Here is a 14,525-nt window from a genome sequence, read left to right on the forward strand (position 1 = left end):
ATCTCGCGAGTTGAAGTGTGTCGAAGTGAGCGAATATCGGATGGCGCCTGCGTGCAAGTCGAGCCTCTTATGTCGTCGATGGCCTGTGTGGCGCGGATCACCATGACGAATAGCCGGGGACGTTTTTGAAGGTGAGCGATTCGTAGTACTTCAGATCATGCTGCGGTGGAGCGAAGCCGGATGGCAGCGGCAGACCGGATACGCTCTGGAAATACGCGATGCACGCGTCTCGCCACCATTGCGCTTCTTTTTCCTGAATCGCCAGGTAGGCGGCGACTTGTTGGTAGCGCTCGGCATCGATGTAGCCGTCCATACCACGCCAGGTCTCCTGCATGTGTTTGACGTCGTCCACGCCTTGCGTGTAATGCGCGACTAATTCGTACCAAAGCGTATGGCCGGAACGCATTCGATAGTCCCAGGGCACGTGATGAAACCACAGCAGAAGCTGCTCAGGCGTTTGCTTTACGTCGTTGAATTGGGCGGCAATGGGCGGCGCGTATTGGTCGACAGCATCGCTGCCCGCGCGCGTGCGGTCGAAGCCGATGCCGTTGCGGTCCGCGCGGTGGTAGTAAACGGGTCGCCAATCCGCGCGCGCCTCGCTGGCGTCCCAGGGCGCCGGGCCGTAATGATGACCAGGGCCCATGATGTGATGCAGCCCGAGCGGCGTCATATAGTCGACGGCGGCTTCGCGCGATCCCATCATCATTTCGACTACGGGTTTGACGAAGGCTTCGTTATTAGTGAACGTCATCCGCACCCACTGCTCGGCGATCGTGCGCGAAGCAAGAGTAGGGTTCCAGGCGAGACGGCCGAACACGTACCAATTGGCCTGATTGAAATCCGAGCCGCTCCAATTGCGATTGGCGCCGATGTTTGCGACGCCAGCGATGCCCGAAAGTGTGTGATGGCCGAGCGAGCCATCGATCACCTTTGCCACGGTCGAACCTTGCCCATGCGCCATGGTGTCGGAGGACAACACTTCTTCGTAAAGCGGGCCTAGGTAAACCAGATGCGTCGCAAAGCCGAGGTATTCCTTGGTGATCTGGAATTCCATCATCAACGGCGTTTTTGGCATTGCTCCGAATAGCGGGCCATATGGCTCGCGAGGTTGGAAGTCGACGGGCCCGTTTTTCACCTGCAACAGTACGTTGTCGCGGAAATGTCCGTCGAGCGGTTTGAATTCGGTGTACGCCTGCTTTGCGCGATCGTCGGCATTCGTTTGCGAATACACAAACGTTCGCCACATCACGACACCGCCATGTGGCGCGAGCGCGTCGGCGAGCATGTTGGCGCCGTCCGCATGTGTGCGTCCGTAGTCTTGCGGGCCTGGTTGGCCTTCCGAATTGGCTTTGACGAGAAAGCCGCCGAAGTCCGGAATGATTTTGTAGATTTCGTCGGCCTTCGAACGCCACCAATGTTGCACATTAGGATCGAGCGGATCGGCGGTCTTCAATCCGCCAATTTCCATCGGCGCGCTGAAGCGTACGCTGATATAGACGCGAATGCCGTAAGGGCGAAAAACTTCTGCCAAGGCCTTCACTTTCTCGAGGTACCTGGGCGTAAGAATCTCGGCGCCCGCATTCACGTTGTTGAGCACGGTTCCGTTGATGCCAATCGATGCGTTGGCGCGCGCGTAATCGGTGTAGCGCGGATCGCGCCAGTCGGGCAGCTTCCACCAATCCCAAATGGATGCGCCCGCGTAGCCGCGCTCCACCTCGCCATTGAGGTTGTCCCAATGATTCAGAACGCGCAGTTTGATATGCGGCGATTCGCGCACGTCGAGGCGATCGATCGATCGCTCAGTTTGCACCAAGCGCAGAAAATGGAACGCGCCGTAGAGCGCGCCAACATCTTCGTTGCCGACGATGGCCGTGGCGGTGTGACCGTCCACGGTAACGCTGCGAATAAGATAGCCTTCCTTGCCGAGATCCTTGGTATCCAAGCGCAGGCTCGCGATCAACGGCGAAGAGCTTGGCGTGCCAACAAGAATCGCTCCGTCGCTTGTTACGGTGTCGGATGATGTAGGTTCGCGACCTAGCAGCCCGTTTAATCCGCTCAACAGTTCCTTGCGAGTAACCGTCTGCGTCGGCGTGGCGGAACCGGCGATCAACTGCGAAGCGCGGCTTCGATAGAGACTGGCCTGCTCCGTCGCGAGCGGGTGGTAACGCAACCACAGTTCGTATCCGTCTTCGGCATGCGCGGGCGCCGTGCTTAGCGCCATCGCCAGCATCAGCACGAACGCTGCGAAAACACGGGTGAAAGCGGCGATGGGTGAGCCGGCGCCGCAGGCATTCCTGTCGATGGATGCCTCCGCTGTCGCCAACCTATGCAAGAATGCGCTCATATTCGATCCGAAATCAGGACTGATATCGCTCCGCGGCAACCGTGTTTCGTGGTTGCGGGCTCGTTTGAAGGGAAACGGCATTGAAGAAGACAGGTAAGAAATCGGTTCGCCGCAAGGGAATGGCCGTCACGATCGACGAGGTGGCTACGCTCGCCAAAGTGTCGCCCATGACGGTGTCGCGCGTGGTCAACGGCCATAGCAAAGTGCGCGAATCGACACGCGAACGCGTCATGCAAGCGGTGCAGGAGTTGGGTTATATCCCCAATCTGGCCGCCAGTTCGCTGGCTGCCGCACAAGACGCGCGCATCGCGCTGATTTATACCAACCCCAGCGCCGCGTATTTGCGAGAGCTCTTGCTTGGCGCGCTGCATGGCGCCGCGCGCGCCGCGGCGCAATTGGTGATTGCCGACTGGGACGAGCTGGACATCGGCGCCGAGCGCAAGGCGGCTCGCGCGCTTGCACGTGGTGTTTCCGGTGTGATCCTGCCGCCGCCGTTGTGCGAATCCAAAGCGATTATCGAGGAGCTGGTCGAAGCGGGCGTGCCGGTGGTGGCGATCGCTTCCGGTCGCTTCAATCACGATATTTCCAGCGTGCGCATCGATGATTTTCTCGCGGCCAAGGAAGTCACCGAATACCTCGTCAAAATGGGGCACACACGTATCGGCTTTATCAAGGGCCATCCCAATCAGACGGCCAGCACACGGCGTCTTGAGGGATATCAGGCTGCGCTGAAGGAAATGGGTATCACGGCTGACCCCGCGTTGGTTCAGCAGGGTTACTTCACGTATCGCTCCGCGTTGCCGGTGGTGGAAAATCTGCTGACGTTGCGCAAGCCGCCGAGCGCGATCTTCGCCAGCAACGACGATATGGCGGCTGCCGCGATTTCCGTCGCGCATCGTCGTGGCCTGGATGTGCCGCGCGATATTTCCATTGTCGGCTTCGACGATACATCGGCCGCGACCACGGTGTGGCCGGAGTTGACCACGGTGCGCCAGCCGATTTCCACGATGGCCGATTCGGCCATCGATATTCTGCTGCGTGCGATCCGCCGCAAGGACAACAACACCAAGGTCGTGGCCGATCACGTTGTCGCGCACCAGTTGATTTCGCGCGATTCGGTCGCTCCGTTCGCAGCCACCATCAAACCGCGCACCTGACGCGGAATCCCGTTCTGTACTGATCTTTTCTGCGGGATTCCGCGTTGATTCGGGCGCGTGGCGGCGCATGGAGCTAGCCCTCCATCTCTTCCAGTTCTTTACCACGCGTTTCGTGCACATAGCGTTGCACGAAGAACAGCGATATCACGGCCGCGGCTGCATACAGGCCGTATGCACCCGCCAAGCCGATGCCGGCCAGAAGGATAGGGAAGGTGACGGTGATGGCGAAATTCGACGTCCATTGCGCCGCGCCCGCGACAGCAAGGCCGGAACCGCGAATCTGATTCGGGAACATCTCGCCGAGCATCACCCACATCACGGGACCCCACGACATATTGAAAAAGATGACGTAGGCATTCGCCGCAATCAGCGCCAACATTCCCATGTTGTGGGACAGTGCGAGTTTGCCGCTGGCGTCGAGGCCCGCGTTCGCAAATGCGAAGGCGACCAGAGTGAGTGTGATAGCCATACCGAGCGAACCTACCCAAAGCAGCGGCTTGCGACCGATGCGATCGATCAGCATCACCGCGACAAGGCATGCGCCAATGCTCAATGCGCCTGAAATTACATTGATCAGCAATGCGTCGTTTTCGGAAAAGCCCACCGCTTGCCACAACACAGCGCCGTAGTAGAAAACGACGTTGATACCCACCAACTGCTGAAAGGTGGCCAAGCCGATACCCACCCAAACGATGGGACGAACCTTGCCGGATGCTTTGTCCAACAGATCGGACAAACGCGGGCGGTGCCGATCCTGCGCCAGCGACGAACGGATGTCGATCAGCTTGGATTTCGCTTCGCTTTCGCCGTAGAGGCGACTTAGCACGTTCGCCGCGTCGCTATCGCGCTTGCGCACTACCAGGTAACGCGGGCTTTCGGGAATAAAAAGCAGCGATACGAAGAACAGCGACGAGGGCAACACTTGCATCCAGAACATCCAACGCCACGCCGCCTGATTCAGCCACAGCGCGTCGGTCGATGCGCCGGCAGCCTTCGCCAACAGAAAGTTGCTTAGAAACGCGCAGAACAGGCCGCTGATGATGGCGATCTGCTGCACCGTCGCCAGCCTGCCGCGATAGCGCGCTGGCGCCACTTCCGCGATGTAGGCGGGCGCGATGACGCTGGCCGCGCCGACGGCGAGTCCGCCTAGAATGCGCGCCGCAACGAAGAGCGTAGCGGTGCTTGCCGCACCAGCGCCTAGCGCGGAAAGCAGAAACAACACGGACGAGATGATCAATACCGAACGCCGCCCCCAGCGATCGGCCTCGCGTCCGGCGAAGAACGCGCCCAGCGCGCAACCCAACAACACGGAGGCGACTTCGAATCCGATCTGCGTATCGTTGGACTGGAAGGCGGTTTTGAGTCCTTCCACCGTGCCGTTGATGACGCCGCTGTCGAAACCGAACAGAAAGCCGCCAAGCGTGGCGACGCAGCTGATCTGGACGATAAATCGCGTGTTTTCTTCTCGCTTCGCGGGAAGCGCATTTTCAAGCACGACGTTATTCATGCCGCACAGTCCTCGTTGACGTAGTCCATGGTTTCCCCCAGCCGAGCGCTTGAGCGTCCAAACGCTTCTCGCGTTCCGTTACGAGAAGCGTCCTCCGCGACGTTAAAGCATCAGGTACTGGTTGAGCAGGTTTTCGTATCCTTCCTGTTTGCCGCTGCGCTTGGTCGGCTCACCTTGCTTTGCGGCCAAGGCATGCAGATCGGCCAGGCTGAGCTTGCCCTGTTCGAAATCGCGGCCCGCGCCGTTGTCGAAGCTTGCGTAACGCGCAGTGCGCCACTGTTCCCACGGCGACTTGGTCAACAACGCGTGCGCGACTTCCAGGCCGCGCGCAAACGCGTCCATACCGCCGATGTGCGCCAGGAACAAATCGTCGGCGTCGGTGGATTCGCGACGCACCTTGGCGTCGAAGTTCAAACCGCCCGGCGCCAATCCGCCTTGACGAAGCACGACCAACATCGCGCCGACGGTGTCGTACAGATCGGTGGGGAATTGGTCCGTATCCCAGCCGTTCTGTGCATTGCCGCGGTTGGCGTCGATGCTGCCGAGCAAGCCGTGATCGGACGCGACTTGTAGATCGTGCTCGAACGTGTGACCGCCCAGCGTGGCGTGATTGGCTTCGATGTTGAGCTTGAAATCTTTTTCCAGGCCGTGCTGTTGCAGGAAGCCTGCGACCGTGGCGGAATCGAAATCGTACTGATGCTTCATCGGTTCCATCGGCTTGGGCTCGATCAGGAAGTTGCCTTTGAAGCCGATGCTGCGACCGTAGTCGCGCGCCATGGTGAGGAAGCGCGCGAAGTGATTCAGTTCGCGCTTCATGTTGGTGTTGTGCAGCGATGCATAACCTTCGCGACCGCCCCAGAACACATAGTTTTCACCGCCCAGTTCGACGGTGGCATCCAGCGCCGCCTTGATCTGCACGCCAGCGCGCGCCACGACGGCAAAGTCGGGATTCGTCGCCGCGCCATTCATGTAGCGCGGGTGGCTGAAGAGATTCGCCGTGCCCCAAAGCAGCTTGACGCCTGTAGCTTTCTGGCGCTCCTTCGCAAGCGCGACCACGTGCTTGAGATTCTTTTCGTACTCGCCGACGTCATCCGCATCCGGCGCCAGATCGATATCGTGGAAGCAGTAGTAGGGCACGCCCAGCTTGGTGAAAAACTCAAACGCGGCATCGACCTTAGCTTCGGCGCGCGCGATCGGCGTTGCGTCCGCATCCCACGGATAGTTGCGCGTTCCCGGGCCGAACGGATCGTGTCCTGCGTTGCAGAAGCTGTGCCAGTAGCACACCGCAAAACGCAGATGCTCGGCCATGGTCTTGTCGCCGATTTTCTTGTTGGCGTCGTAATGCTTGAACGCCAGCGGATTGTCGGACTGGCGACCTTCGAATGGAATGCGGCCGATACCCGGGAAATATTCGCGTTTTCCGATGAAAGGAGTACTCATGATGTTCGAATCCTTGGCGATAAATGAAAGGGATGGGGTCGGCGGCGAATCAAGCGGCGCTCGGGGTCTGGTGATTCGCGTAGAACGACTTGGCGGTTTCCAGATGGCGCAGAAACTGTGCGTAGTGCGTTTGGTAGGCAGATACGTTCCGCGCGTTAGGTTGCGCGGAGAGTTCGGGAGCGATCTGCACGTGTTCGCGTGCGATGGCGGCGATATCGGTGTTCCCTTGGTTGGCGCACTCATGCGCCCACAACGCCCACAACGCCTGCAACGCGGCGCCGAGCGCAGCGCCTTCGGTTTGCACGGGCACTTCCACGGGCAGGTCGAAGATATCGGCCACCATCTGCCGCCACGCGGCGCTATGACTGCCGCCGCCCGTCAGTCGAATGGCATTGAATCGAAGGCCGGCCGATTGCCACGCGTCGTAGCCATTGCGCAAGGCATACGTCGCGCCTTCCATCGCTGCACGGTACGCGTTGCCGCGCGTGAAGTTGTTGAGATCCATGCCCTGAAAACTGCCGCGCGCAAACGGCAGATCCGGTGTGCGCTCGCCGTTGAGGAAGGGCAGCATGACCAGTCCTGAGGCGCCGGGTGACGTTTCGGCGATGAGTGGATCGCCGTCGCGCGTGCTGAAGCCGAACGCGCGCGCCACGCTTTCGGTGGCGACCGTGCAATTCATCGTGCAGATCAACGGTAACCAGCCGCCAGTGGACGAGCAGAACGCCGCCCAACGTGCTTGCTCGTCGACGACCGGATGATCCGCGTAAGCGAACAACGTGCCGGATGTACCGAGGCTCATGCTCAGCATGCCGGGCGCGACATTGCCGGTGCCGATCGCCGCCATCATGTTGTCGCCGCCCCCCACGGAAACGCGCACGCTGTGCGGTATGCCGAGTTCATCGGCGATGGCGGGCGCGATGGCGAAACTTGCATCGGCACGCACCAACGGGGGAAGACAGGCCGACAAATCGCGCGACGCATCCGTAGCGCGCAACATGTGCGCACTCCAACTCCGCGTGCGCACATCCAGCCAACCGGTGCCGGATGCGTCGCCGCATTCCATCCAGCGTTGGCCGGTCAGCCAGAAGTTGACGTAGTCGTGCGGCAACATAATGGTTGCCAACTGCTGATACGCCTCGGGCCGATGCTTGCGCGTCCACGGCAACTTCGACGCGGTATAGCCGACCAGGATGGGATTGCCGGCTAATTCGATGCATCGCTGCACACCGCCGGCGGCATCCATGATGTCGTCGCATTCCTGCTGCGTGCTGGTGTCGCACCAAAGTTTCGCGGTGGCCAACACATCGCCTGCCGCATCGACGGGCACGAAACCGTGTTGTTGTCCCGACACGCCGATAGCGATCACGCGTTCGCGCAGGTTGCGATCGAGTTTGGCGAAGCAGGCGCGGATGGCGTAAATCCACCATTCGGCGTTTTGTTCGCGACTCCCATCGTTGTACGCAATCAGATCGAGCGCATGCCCATGCGTGGCGACGACCTGGCGAGCGGCCGGATCGTAGGCGACGAGTTTCACGCTTTGGGTGCCTACATCGAGTCCGACAACAAGGTTCATACGAATTCCATAGCCGTAAAATGTTAGCGCTACCATTACGCTAACGGAGAAGCACCTGTCTGGCAAGATCAACGCACGTTGTTCGTCATAAAAAGGGAAGGCATTAAAACTCGGACTCTACTTCCGATGGCAGGAATTGCCATGTTGCATTGCGAAAATCGCGAGGACATTTTGTTTCTGACCACACGCCCGTTTTTTCGCGTTGAACAAGCATGTGGCGCTTGTGCTGCGCCTTTGTAAAAAAATCTGAACGCGAAAGGTGCAGTGCCGCAAAACTCGCTTTGCAGCAAACAGCGCAATCAGTGCGGCGGCTGTTGCGTATCAGGAGCCAAGTGTCGACGTCGGTCGCGGAATCGGTCGATCAATAGCGGAATAAGCGACAGCACGGCGAGCGCGCCGAGCGGAATGATCACATCCGGATCGAAAAGCAGCCCCGGGCCCAGATGCTGCCCGTGACTGAGCGCATGACCCAATCCGGCGCCGATCGACGTTTCGAACCCCAACATCACCGTGCCGCCGAGCCACGTTGCGCCAAGAAAGAGCCAAAGCGGGCAACGAAACCAAGCGAGCGCGACGGTGACGAGCCCAAACGGCGCGACCGGAACCAAACGCAGAAACATGGTGTAAGCGACCGGATGGCGTTCAAAGCCGTGATGTAATTTATCGGCGATCGGCGGCGGGTTCTTGCTTCCCGCACCAAACGCGTAGCGGCTGGCGAGAAACAAAACCAACGAGCCAAGGGTGAGGCCAATGGACGAGTAAAGCGTCCCTTCGAAAATGCCGAACGCAAACCCGCCGGCCAAGATCAGGACGATGGTGACGGGCACACCCGTGCAGGTGGCCAATATGAGCAGGCTTGTGTAAATCAGCCGCGTCGTCCACGGATGTTCGGCGATGTGCGCGCGCATTTCTTGCTGGTGCGCGACGAGTTGCTCAGGATGCAGTCGCTCGAAAACACCGGAATACAGCAGCACGATGCCTGCCGCGATCAGCAACAGCAATGGAAGTGCGGCGCGCAACCGGCTCAATAGTGTTCCCCTGTTTCACCGTAGGCGGCCAGCACGGCGCGGGCCTGCTCCCGAAGGATATCGCGCCTGACGGTAATGCCTCGACGTTGCAGTTCGCCGATCCAATCGGCGGGCAGAGGGCCTTCGTCGAATTCGGTAAGCGCCTCCACGTCTTCACCGCGAGCGCCGATTAGCAGGGTATCGATGCCCGCCCAGAACGTGGCGCCGTAACACTGGCAGCACGGCTGCGCGCTGGTGGCGAGGGTGTAGTGGCCGCCTTGCTCGTTGAGACGATAGCTAGCCAGGCGCTGCTGCGCGGCCATGTAGGCGAGCATTTCGGCATGCGCCACCGAGCAGGTCTGCGATATCACGCGATTGACGCCGGTGGCGATCACGCGCCCGTGCTCGTCGAACACCGCGGCGCCGAACGGGCCACCCTGAGCATGTTTGATGTTGCGCTGCGACAACTCGATCGCCAGCCCTACGCGTTCCTCGTCGGTGAGATAACGCCGACTTGTGTCGGCCACTTCATCGATCCAGGGCGGCAGAGTGAGATGAATCTGCAGCGGCAACATCATGCCGAGAGCCTGCTTACGGCCTCGGCGTAGCCCGCGTTGTCACGGATTGGCCGCCAGGTGGTAGTGCGCGGCGCAGCGCTTGCCTGGCCGGCAAGCCAAGCTGTGCGCTGCCGCATGGCGGCCAATCCGTGACAACCCTTCGGGCCGGGTCTGTTTGCCCGCCGGGCTACGTCCTCACTCAGTTGTGTATCGACATACACGTCTTCGCTCCTCCTTGCCCGACAGGCAAACAGACCCGGCGCGGGCCACGCCGAGGCCGTAAGCAGGCTCTAGTGCTTGGCCCAGGTATCGCGCAAGGTTACCGTGCGGTTGAACACGGGCGATTCCGGTCGATGGTCGATGCGGTCGGCCACAAAGTAGCCCAGACGCTCGAACTGGTAGCGCTGCTCCGGGCCAGCCTGCGCCGAAGAAGGCTCCAGCCAGCCACGCACGATGCGCTTGGCGTCCGGGTTGATGTGATCCAGCCAGGTCTTGCCGTCGCTTTCGTCGTCGGGCGTGGCGGCGTTGAAGAGGCGGTCGTACAGGCGGATTTCCGCGCTGACGCCATGCTTGGCGCTCACCCAGTGGATGGTGCCTTTGACCTTGCGATCGGCGCCCGGCATGCCGGAGCGGGATTCCGGATCGAGCGTGCAGTGGACCTCGCTGACGTTGCCGTCGGCGTCCTTGACGATGCTTTCGCACTTCACGATGCCGACGCCACGCAGTCGCACTTCGCCATCGGGCTTCAGACGATGGAATCCTTTCGGCGGCACTTCGGCGAAATCCTCGCGCTCGATCCACAGCTCACGCGCGAACGGTACATGACGCGTGCCGAAGGTTTCGTCTTTGGGATGATTGGAAAACGTCAGCGATTCTTCGTGGTTCCCGGGCAAATTGGTGATCACCAACTTCAGCGGATCGATGACCGCCATGCGACGTGGCGCGGTGGCGTCCAGGTCTTCGCGCACGCAGTTTTCCAGAATCGCGTAATCGATCACGCTGTTCTGCTTGCTGATGCCCAAGCGTTCGATCAATAGGCGAATGCCGCCGGCCGTGAAGCCGCGACGACGCAAACCGCGCAGCGTATTCATGCGCGGATCGTCCCAGCCGTCGACGTATCCCTCATTCACCAGCTGAGCAAGTTTGCGCTTGCTAGTGATCATGTAGCTGAGATTAAGGCGGGAAAATTCGATCTGTCGCGGTTTGGCCGGCTCCGTGCGGAAACCGGCGTCGCGCATGTGCTTCCACAGCTCGGGATGATTGGTGAGGTCGACGTTGTCGACAAACCAATCGTAGAGCGGACGGTGATCTTCGAACTCCAGCGTGCACAGCGAATGCGTGATGCCTTCCAGCGCGTCCGACAAGCAGTGCGCGTAGTCGTACATCGGATAGATCGGCCATGCGTCGCCGGTGTTCTGATGGGTGACCTTGCGGATGCGATAGATCGCCGGGTCGCGCATATTCATGTTGCCGGACGTCATGTCGATTTTCGCGCGCAGCGTCTTGCTGCCATCGGCGAAATCGCCAGCGCGCATACGGCGGAAAAGGTCGAGGTTCTCTTCAACGCTGCGATCTCGGTGCGGCGAATTGCGACCCGGCTCGGTGAGCGTGCCGCGGTATTCGCGCATTTCCTCGGCGGAGAGGTCGTCGACGTAGGCGTGGCCGTCTTCGATCAGCTTGATCGCTGCGCGGTAAAGCACTTCGAAGTAATCGGACGCGTGGCGCAGGTCGTGCCACTCGTAACCCAGCCAACGCACGTCGTCCTTGATGCCTTCGACGAACTCGGGATCTTCCTTGCCCGGGTTGGTATCGTCCAGACGCAGGTTGCACCAGCCTTCGAATTCGCGCGCGATGCCGAAATCGAGGCAGATCGCTTTAGCGTGGCCGATGTGCAGGTAGCCGTTGGGCTCCGGCGGAAAGCGGGTGCGGATGGCGTGATGTTTGCCGCTGGCCAGGTCCTCGCGGATGATTTGACGGACGAAATCGCGCGGCGCGTCGGGATCGAGGGTTACAGCGGGCTTGGCGGCGGCAGATTCGGTCGACATTGGATCAAAGCTTCGCGAGAGAGCGGGTCACCAAGTTTAACCGTTTGAAGCTTGGGGATGCGTCGATCCATTCAGCGACGCGCCGAGGCCAGGTCCAGGTAGCGCTGATGGAGGGCCGCGACCTGGGCTTCCAGCGCCGATTCGGGTCCGCTGTTATCGATCACGTCATCCGCCAGCGCCAGGCGGGCCGAACGGGAGGCTTGGGTGGCGAGGATGCGGGCGGCCAGGTCCTCGTCCATGCCGTCTCGAGCAATCAGGCGTTGAACCTGGATCGCTTCCGGCACATCCACCACGACCACGCGATCCACCCAACGGTAATGGCCGATGTTTTCGGCAAGCAGGGGAATGGACAGCATCACGTACGGGCCTTCGTCGGCTTGCACGTGTTCGAGCAACCATTGGCGTACGCGCGGATGCACGATGGCTTCCAACGTCTTGCGTGCGGTGGGGTCGCTGAAGACACACTCGCGCATCCGTGGTCGATCGAGTCGGCCGTGCGTATCGAGTACATCACTGCCGAAGGCTTGGACGATCGCCGCCAAGCCGCTGCTTCCTTGCGCTACGGCGGCGCGTGCGGCTTCGTCGGCATCATACACATGCGCGCCGAGCGCTTTGAAATGCTGCTCAACCGAGCTTTTGCCCGAAGCGATGCCGCCTGTCAGGGCGACCGTAAAGGGCGCCGTCTTGCTCATCGCATTCCGGTGAAACTCGCATACGCCTGCCACAACGTATCGCCGGCGATAAACCACACCCATCCCGCGATGGCGATAAATGGACCGAACGGCATCGGCACTTCGCGGGCGTGTTTGCGCAGCGCGATTAGCGTGCCGCCGATGATCGCGCCGATCAGCGACGAAAGCAGAATCACCGGAAGCAACGAGCCGGGCCCCATCCATGCACCCAATGCGGCGAGCAATTTGAAATCGCCAAAGCCCATGCCTTCCTTACCGGTAAGCAACTTAAACGCCCAGTACACACTCCACAGGCTGAGATAGCCGATGGCGGCGCCGAGAATAGAAGATGTCGGCTCCACAAAGAGATGGGCGACGCTCAACAACAATCCCAGCCACAACAGGGGCAGGGTGATCTGGTCCGGCAGCAACTGCGTGCGGAAATCGATGCCCGACAACGCAACCAGCGCCCACGTCAAACACAAACCGACAAGTCCCGACCATGTGGGACCGAATTTCCAGATTACGAGCGCGCTTAAAATGCCTGTCAGAAGTTCGATCAGCGGGTATTGAATGGAGATCGGCGCTTGGCAATAACGGCACCGGCCGCGCAGAAGCAGCCAGCCGAAGACGGGAATGTTGTCGCGCGCCGCGAGAGGATGTTTGCAATGCGGGCAGTGCGAGCCTTCGCGGACGATACCCGGCGGTAAGGTTTCCTGAGGAGTGCCCAATTGCAGGATGTCGTGCGCTTCCTGTTTCCAAAACGCTTCCAGCCTGGCCGGCAAGCGCAGGATGACGACATTGAGGAAGCTGCCAACAAGCAGGCCGAGGACCCCTGCAGCGGCGATCCAGACGATCAAAGGCAAATCGGGCATGCAGGTACCGTGGTTATGAAAACGCGCCACATTATTGCCGCGGTGGCGGCAATAATGTGGCGCGCTGTGGCGTCAGACGGTGGCGGCGAGTTTGAAGATCGGCAAGTACAGCGAAACGACCATGCCACCCACCAAGACACCCAATATCACCATCATCAAGGGTTCGAGCAGGGAGGCTAGCGTGTCGACGGCGTTGTTGACTTCTTCTTCGTAGAATTCGGCACACTTGAAGAGCATGTGGTCCAGCGCGCCGGACTCTTCGCCGATGGCGACCATCTGCACGACCATGTTGGGAAACAGTCCGGTCTGGCGCATCGCTAATTGGAGTTGATGACCAACTGCAACGTCTTCGCGTATGTGATGAACTGCGTCTCCGTAAACAACACTACCTGTCGCTCCTGCTACGGCATCCAGCGCCTCGACCAGCGGTACGCCGGCGCGGAATGTAACACCCAAGGTACGTGAAAATCGTGCGATGGCCGACTGACGAAGAATATTACCCATCACCGGTAGTTTAAGTGTCACTCGCTCAAGCAAGTGCGCAAACTTCTCCGATCGTTTCTTGGCCATGACGAGAGCGGTGATGCTGCCAACAATTCCGAAAAGAACTACCCACCAATAGTGCTGCATGAATTCGGACATCGACACGACGAATTGTGTCGGCGCGGGGAGGGCTGCTCCTGCATCCTGAAAGGTTTTTGCAAACACTGGTACGACGAATAGCAGCATGATCATGCATACGGCGAATGCTACGACCAGTACCATCAAGGGATAGAAAAGCGCTTTCTTGATTTTTGCTTTGATCGCTTCTGTCTTTTCCTTGTATGTCGCGACTGTGTCCAGGATGGTGTCGAGCACACCGGCCGATTCGCCTGCACGAACCAGATTGCGATAGAGCTCATCGAACTGCACTGGATACTGGCCAAGAGCTTCATGCAATGCGGAGCCGCCCTCGATGCTTTGTTTGACGTCGGTCAGCATCGTTTTGAAGCGCGGATTCTTCTGGCCATCCGCAATGATGTCGAAGGCCTGCACCATCGGCACGCCGGAAGCCATCATGGTGGCGATTTGTCGGCTGAAAATTGCGACGTCGCGTGGCTTTACCGCACTCCCCGAACCGCCGAACAGAGGCTTGGAGCGCTCCTTCACGGTTTGCGGGTTCATCCCTTGCTGGCGCAGCGCGGCCTTTACCAGCGAAGGGTTCTTCGACTGCATCGAACCGGTCATGCGCTTACCGCGCTTGTCCAGCGCCACCCAGTCAAACGTGGGCATCTCCGAGATCTGGGCGCGCTGCGCGCCCTGCTGGCGAGTCTTTGTGGCGGCTGTAACCGTGGCCATGCTGTTTATTC

At 60.1% G+C, this 14,525-nt stretch carries 11 protein-coding genes; 1 reads left to right on the forward strand and 10 read right to left on the reverse strand.

Annotation, left to right across the window (positions count from 1 at the left end; all coding sequences use genetic code 11):
* Positions 1 to 97: 97 nt before the first annotated feature.
* Positions 98 to 2,230 (reverse strand): alpha-glucuronidase family glycosyl hydrolase, encoded by a 2,133-nt coding sequence (locus tag L0U79_RS06505; RefSeq protein ID WP_233843850.1) that lies wholly within the window; start codon positions 2,228 to 2,230, stop codon positions 98 to 100.
* Between the two features lie 194 nt (positions 2,231 to 2,424).
* Here L0U79_RS06505 and L0U79_RS06510 point away from each other — a divergent pair, with 194 nt between their 5' ends.
* Positions 2,425 to 3,501, forward strand: coding sequence for a LacI family DNA-binding transcriptional regulator (locus tag L0U79_RS06510; RefSeq protein WP_233841066.1), 1,077 nt, complete (start codon positions 2,425 to 2,427; stop codon positions 3,499 to 3,501).
* Between the two features lie 73 nt (positions 3,502 to 3,574).
* Here L0U79_RS06510 and L0U79_RS06515 read toward each other — a convergent pair whose 3' ends face one another.
* The 9 genes from L0U79_RS06515 to L0U79_RS06555 form a co-directional block, all read right to left on the reverse strand.
* Positions 3,575 to 5,008, reverse strand: coding sequence for a sugar porter family MFS transporter (locus L0U79_RS06515; protein WP_233841067.1), 1,434 nt, complete (start codon positions 5,006 to 5,008; stop codon positions 3,575 to 3,577).
* Positions 5,009 to 5,110: 102 nt separating this feature from the next.
* The gene (xylA, locus tag L0U79_RS06520; protein WP_233841068.1) at positions 5,111 to 6,448 is read right to left on the reverse strand and encodes a xylose isomerase; all 1,338 of its coding nucleotides are present in this window, start codon (positions 6,446 to 6,448) and stop codon (positions 5,111 to 5,113) included.
* 49 nt (positions 6,449 to 6,497) lie between these two features.
* Positions 6,498 to 8,021 (reverse strand): xylulokinase, encoded by a 1,524-nt coding sequence (gene xylB, locus L0U79_RS06525; RefSeq protein ID WP_233841069.1) that lies wholly within the window; start codon positions 8,019 to 8,021, stop codon positions 6,498 to 6,500.
* A 299-nt stretch (positions 8,022 to 8,320) separates the two neighbouring features.
* The gene (locus L0U79_RS06530) at positions 8,321 to 9,049 is read right to left on the reverse strand and encodes a VTT domain-containing protein (protein ID WP_233841070.1); all 729 of its coding nucleotides are present in this window, start codon (positions 9,047 to 9,049) and stop codon (positions 8,321 to 8,323) included.
* Entirely contained in the window at positions 9,046 to 9,603 is a 558-nt protein-coding gene (locus L0U79_RS06535; protein ID WP_233843851.1) for a nucleoside deaminase, read from the reverse strand. The genes L0U79_RS06530 and L0U79_RS06535 overlap by 4 nt, the downstream gene beginning before the upstream one ends.
* A 272-nt stretch (positions 9,604 to 9,875) precedes the next feature.
* Entirely contained in the window at positions 9,876 to 11,630 is a 1,755-nt protein-coding gene (locus tag L0U79_RS06540; protein WP_233841071.1) for a glutamine--tRNA ligase/YqeY domain fusion protein, read from the reverse strand.
* A 71-nt stretch (positions 11,631 to 11,701) separates the two neighbouring features.
* Complete coding sequence (gene coaE, locus L0U79_RS06545; RefSeq protein ID WP_233841072.1) at positions 11,702 to 12,322, reverse strand: dephospho-CoA kinase; 621 nt, start codon at positions 12,320 to 12,322, stop codon at positions 11,702 to 11,704.
* Positions 12,319 to 13,176: an A24 family peptidase gene (locus L0U79_RS06550; RefSeq protein ID WP_233841073.1), complete on the reverse strand. Its 858-nt coding sequence runs from the start codon at positions 13,174 to 13,176 to the stop codon at positions 12,319 to 12,321. The genes coaE and L0U79_RS06550 overlap by 4 nt, the downstream gene beginning before the upstream one ends.
* Positions 13,177 to 13,248: 72 nt before the next feature.
* Positions 13,249 to 14,514 carry a type II secretion system F family protein gene (locus L0U79_RS06555; protein WP_304488647.1) on the reverse strand — a complete coding sequence of 422 codons (1,266 nt, stop codon included), beginning with the start codon at positions 14,512 to 14,514 and terminating at the stop codon, positions 13,249 to 13,251.
* Between the last annotated feature and the right edge of the window lie 11 nt (positions 14,515 to 14,525).

This window comes from Dyella sp. 2HG41-7, from assembly GCF_021390675.1.
Taxonomy (GTDB): domain Bacteria; phylum Pseudomonadota; class Gammaproteobacteria; order Xanthomonadales; family Rhodanobacteraceae; genus Dyella_B.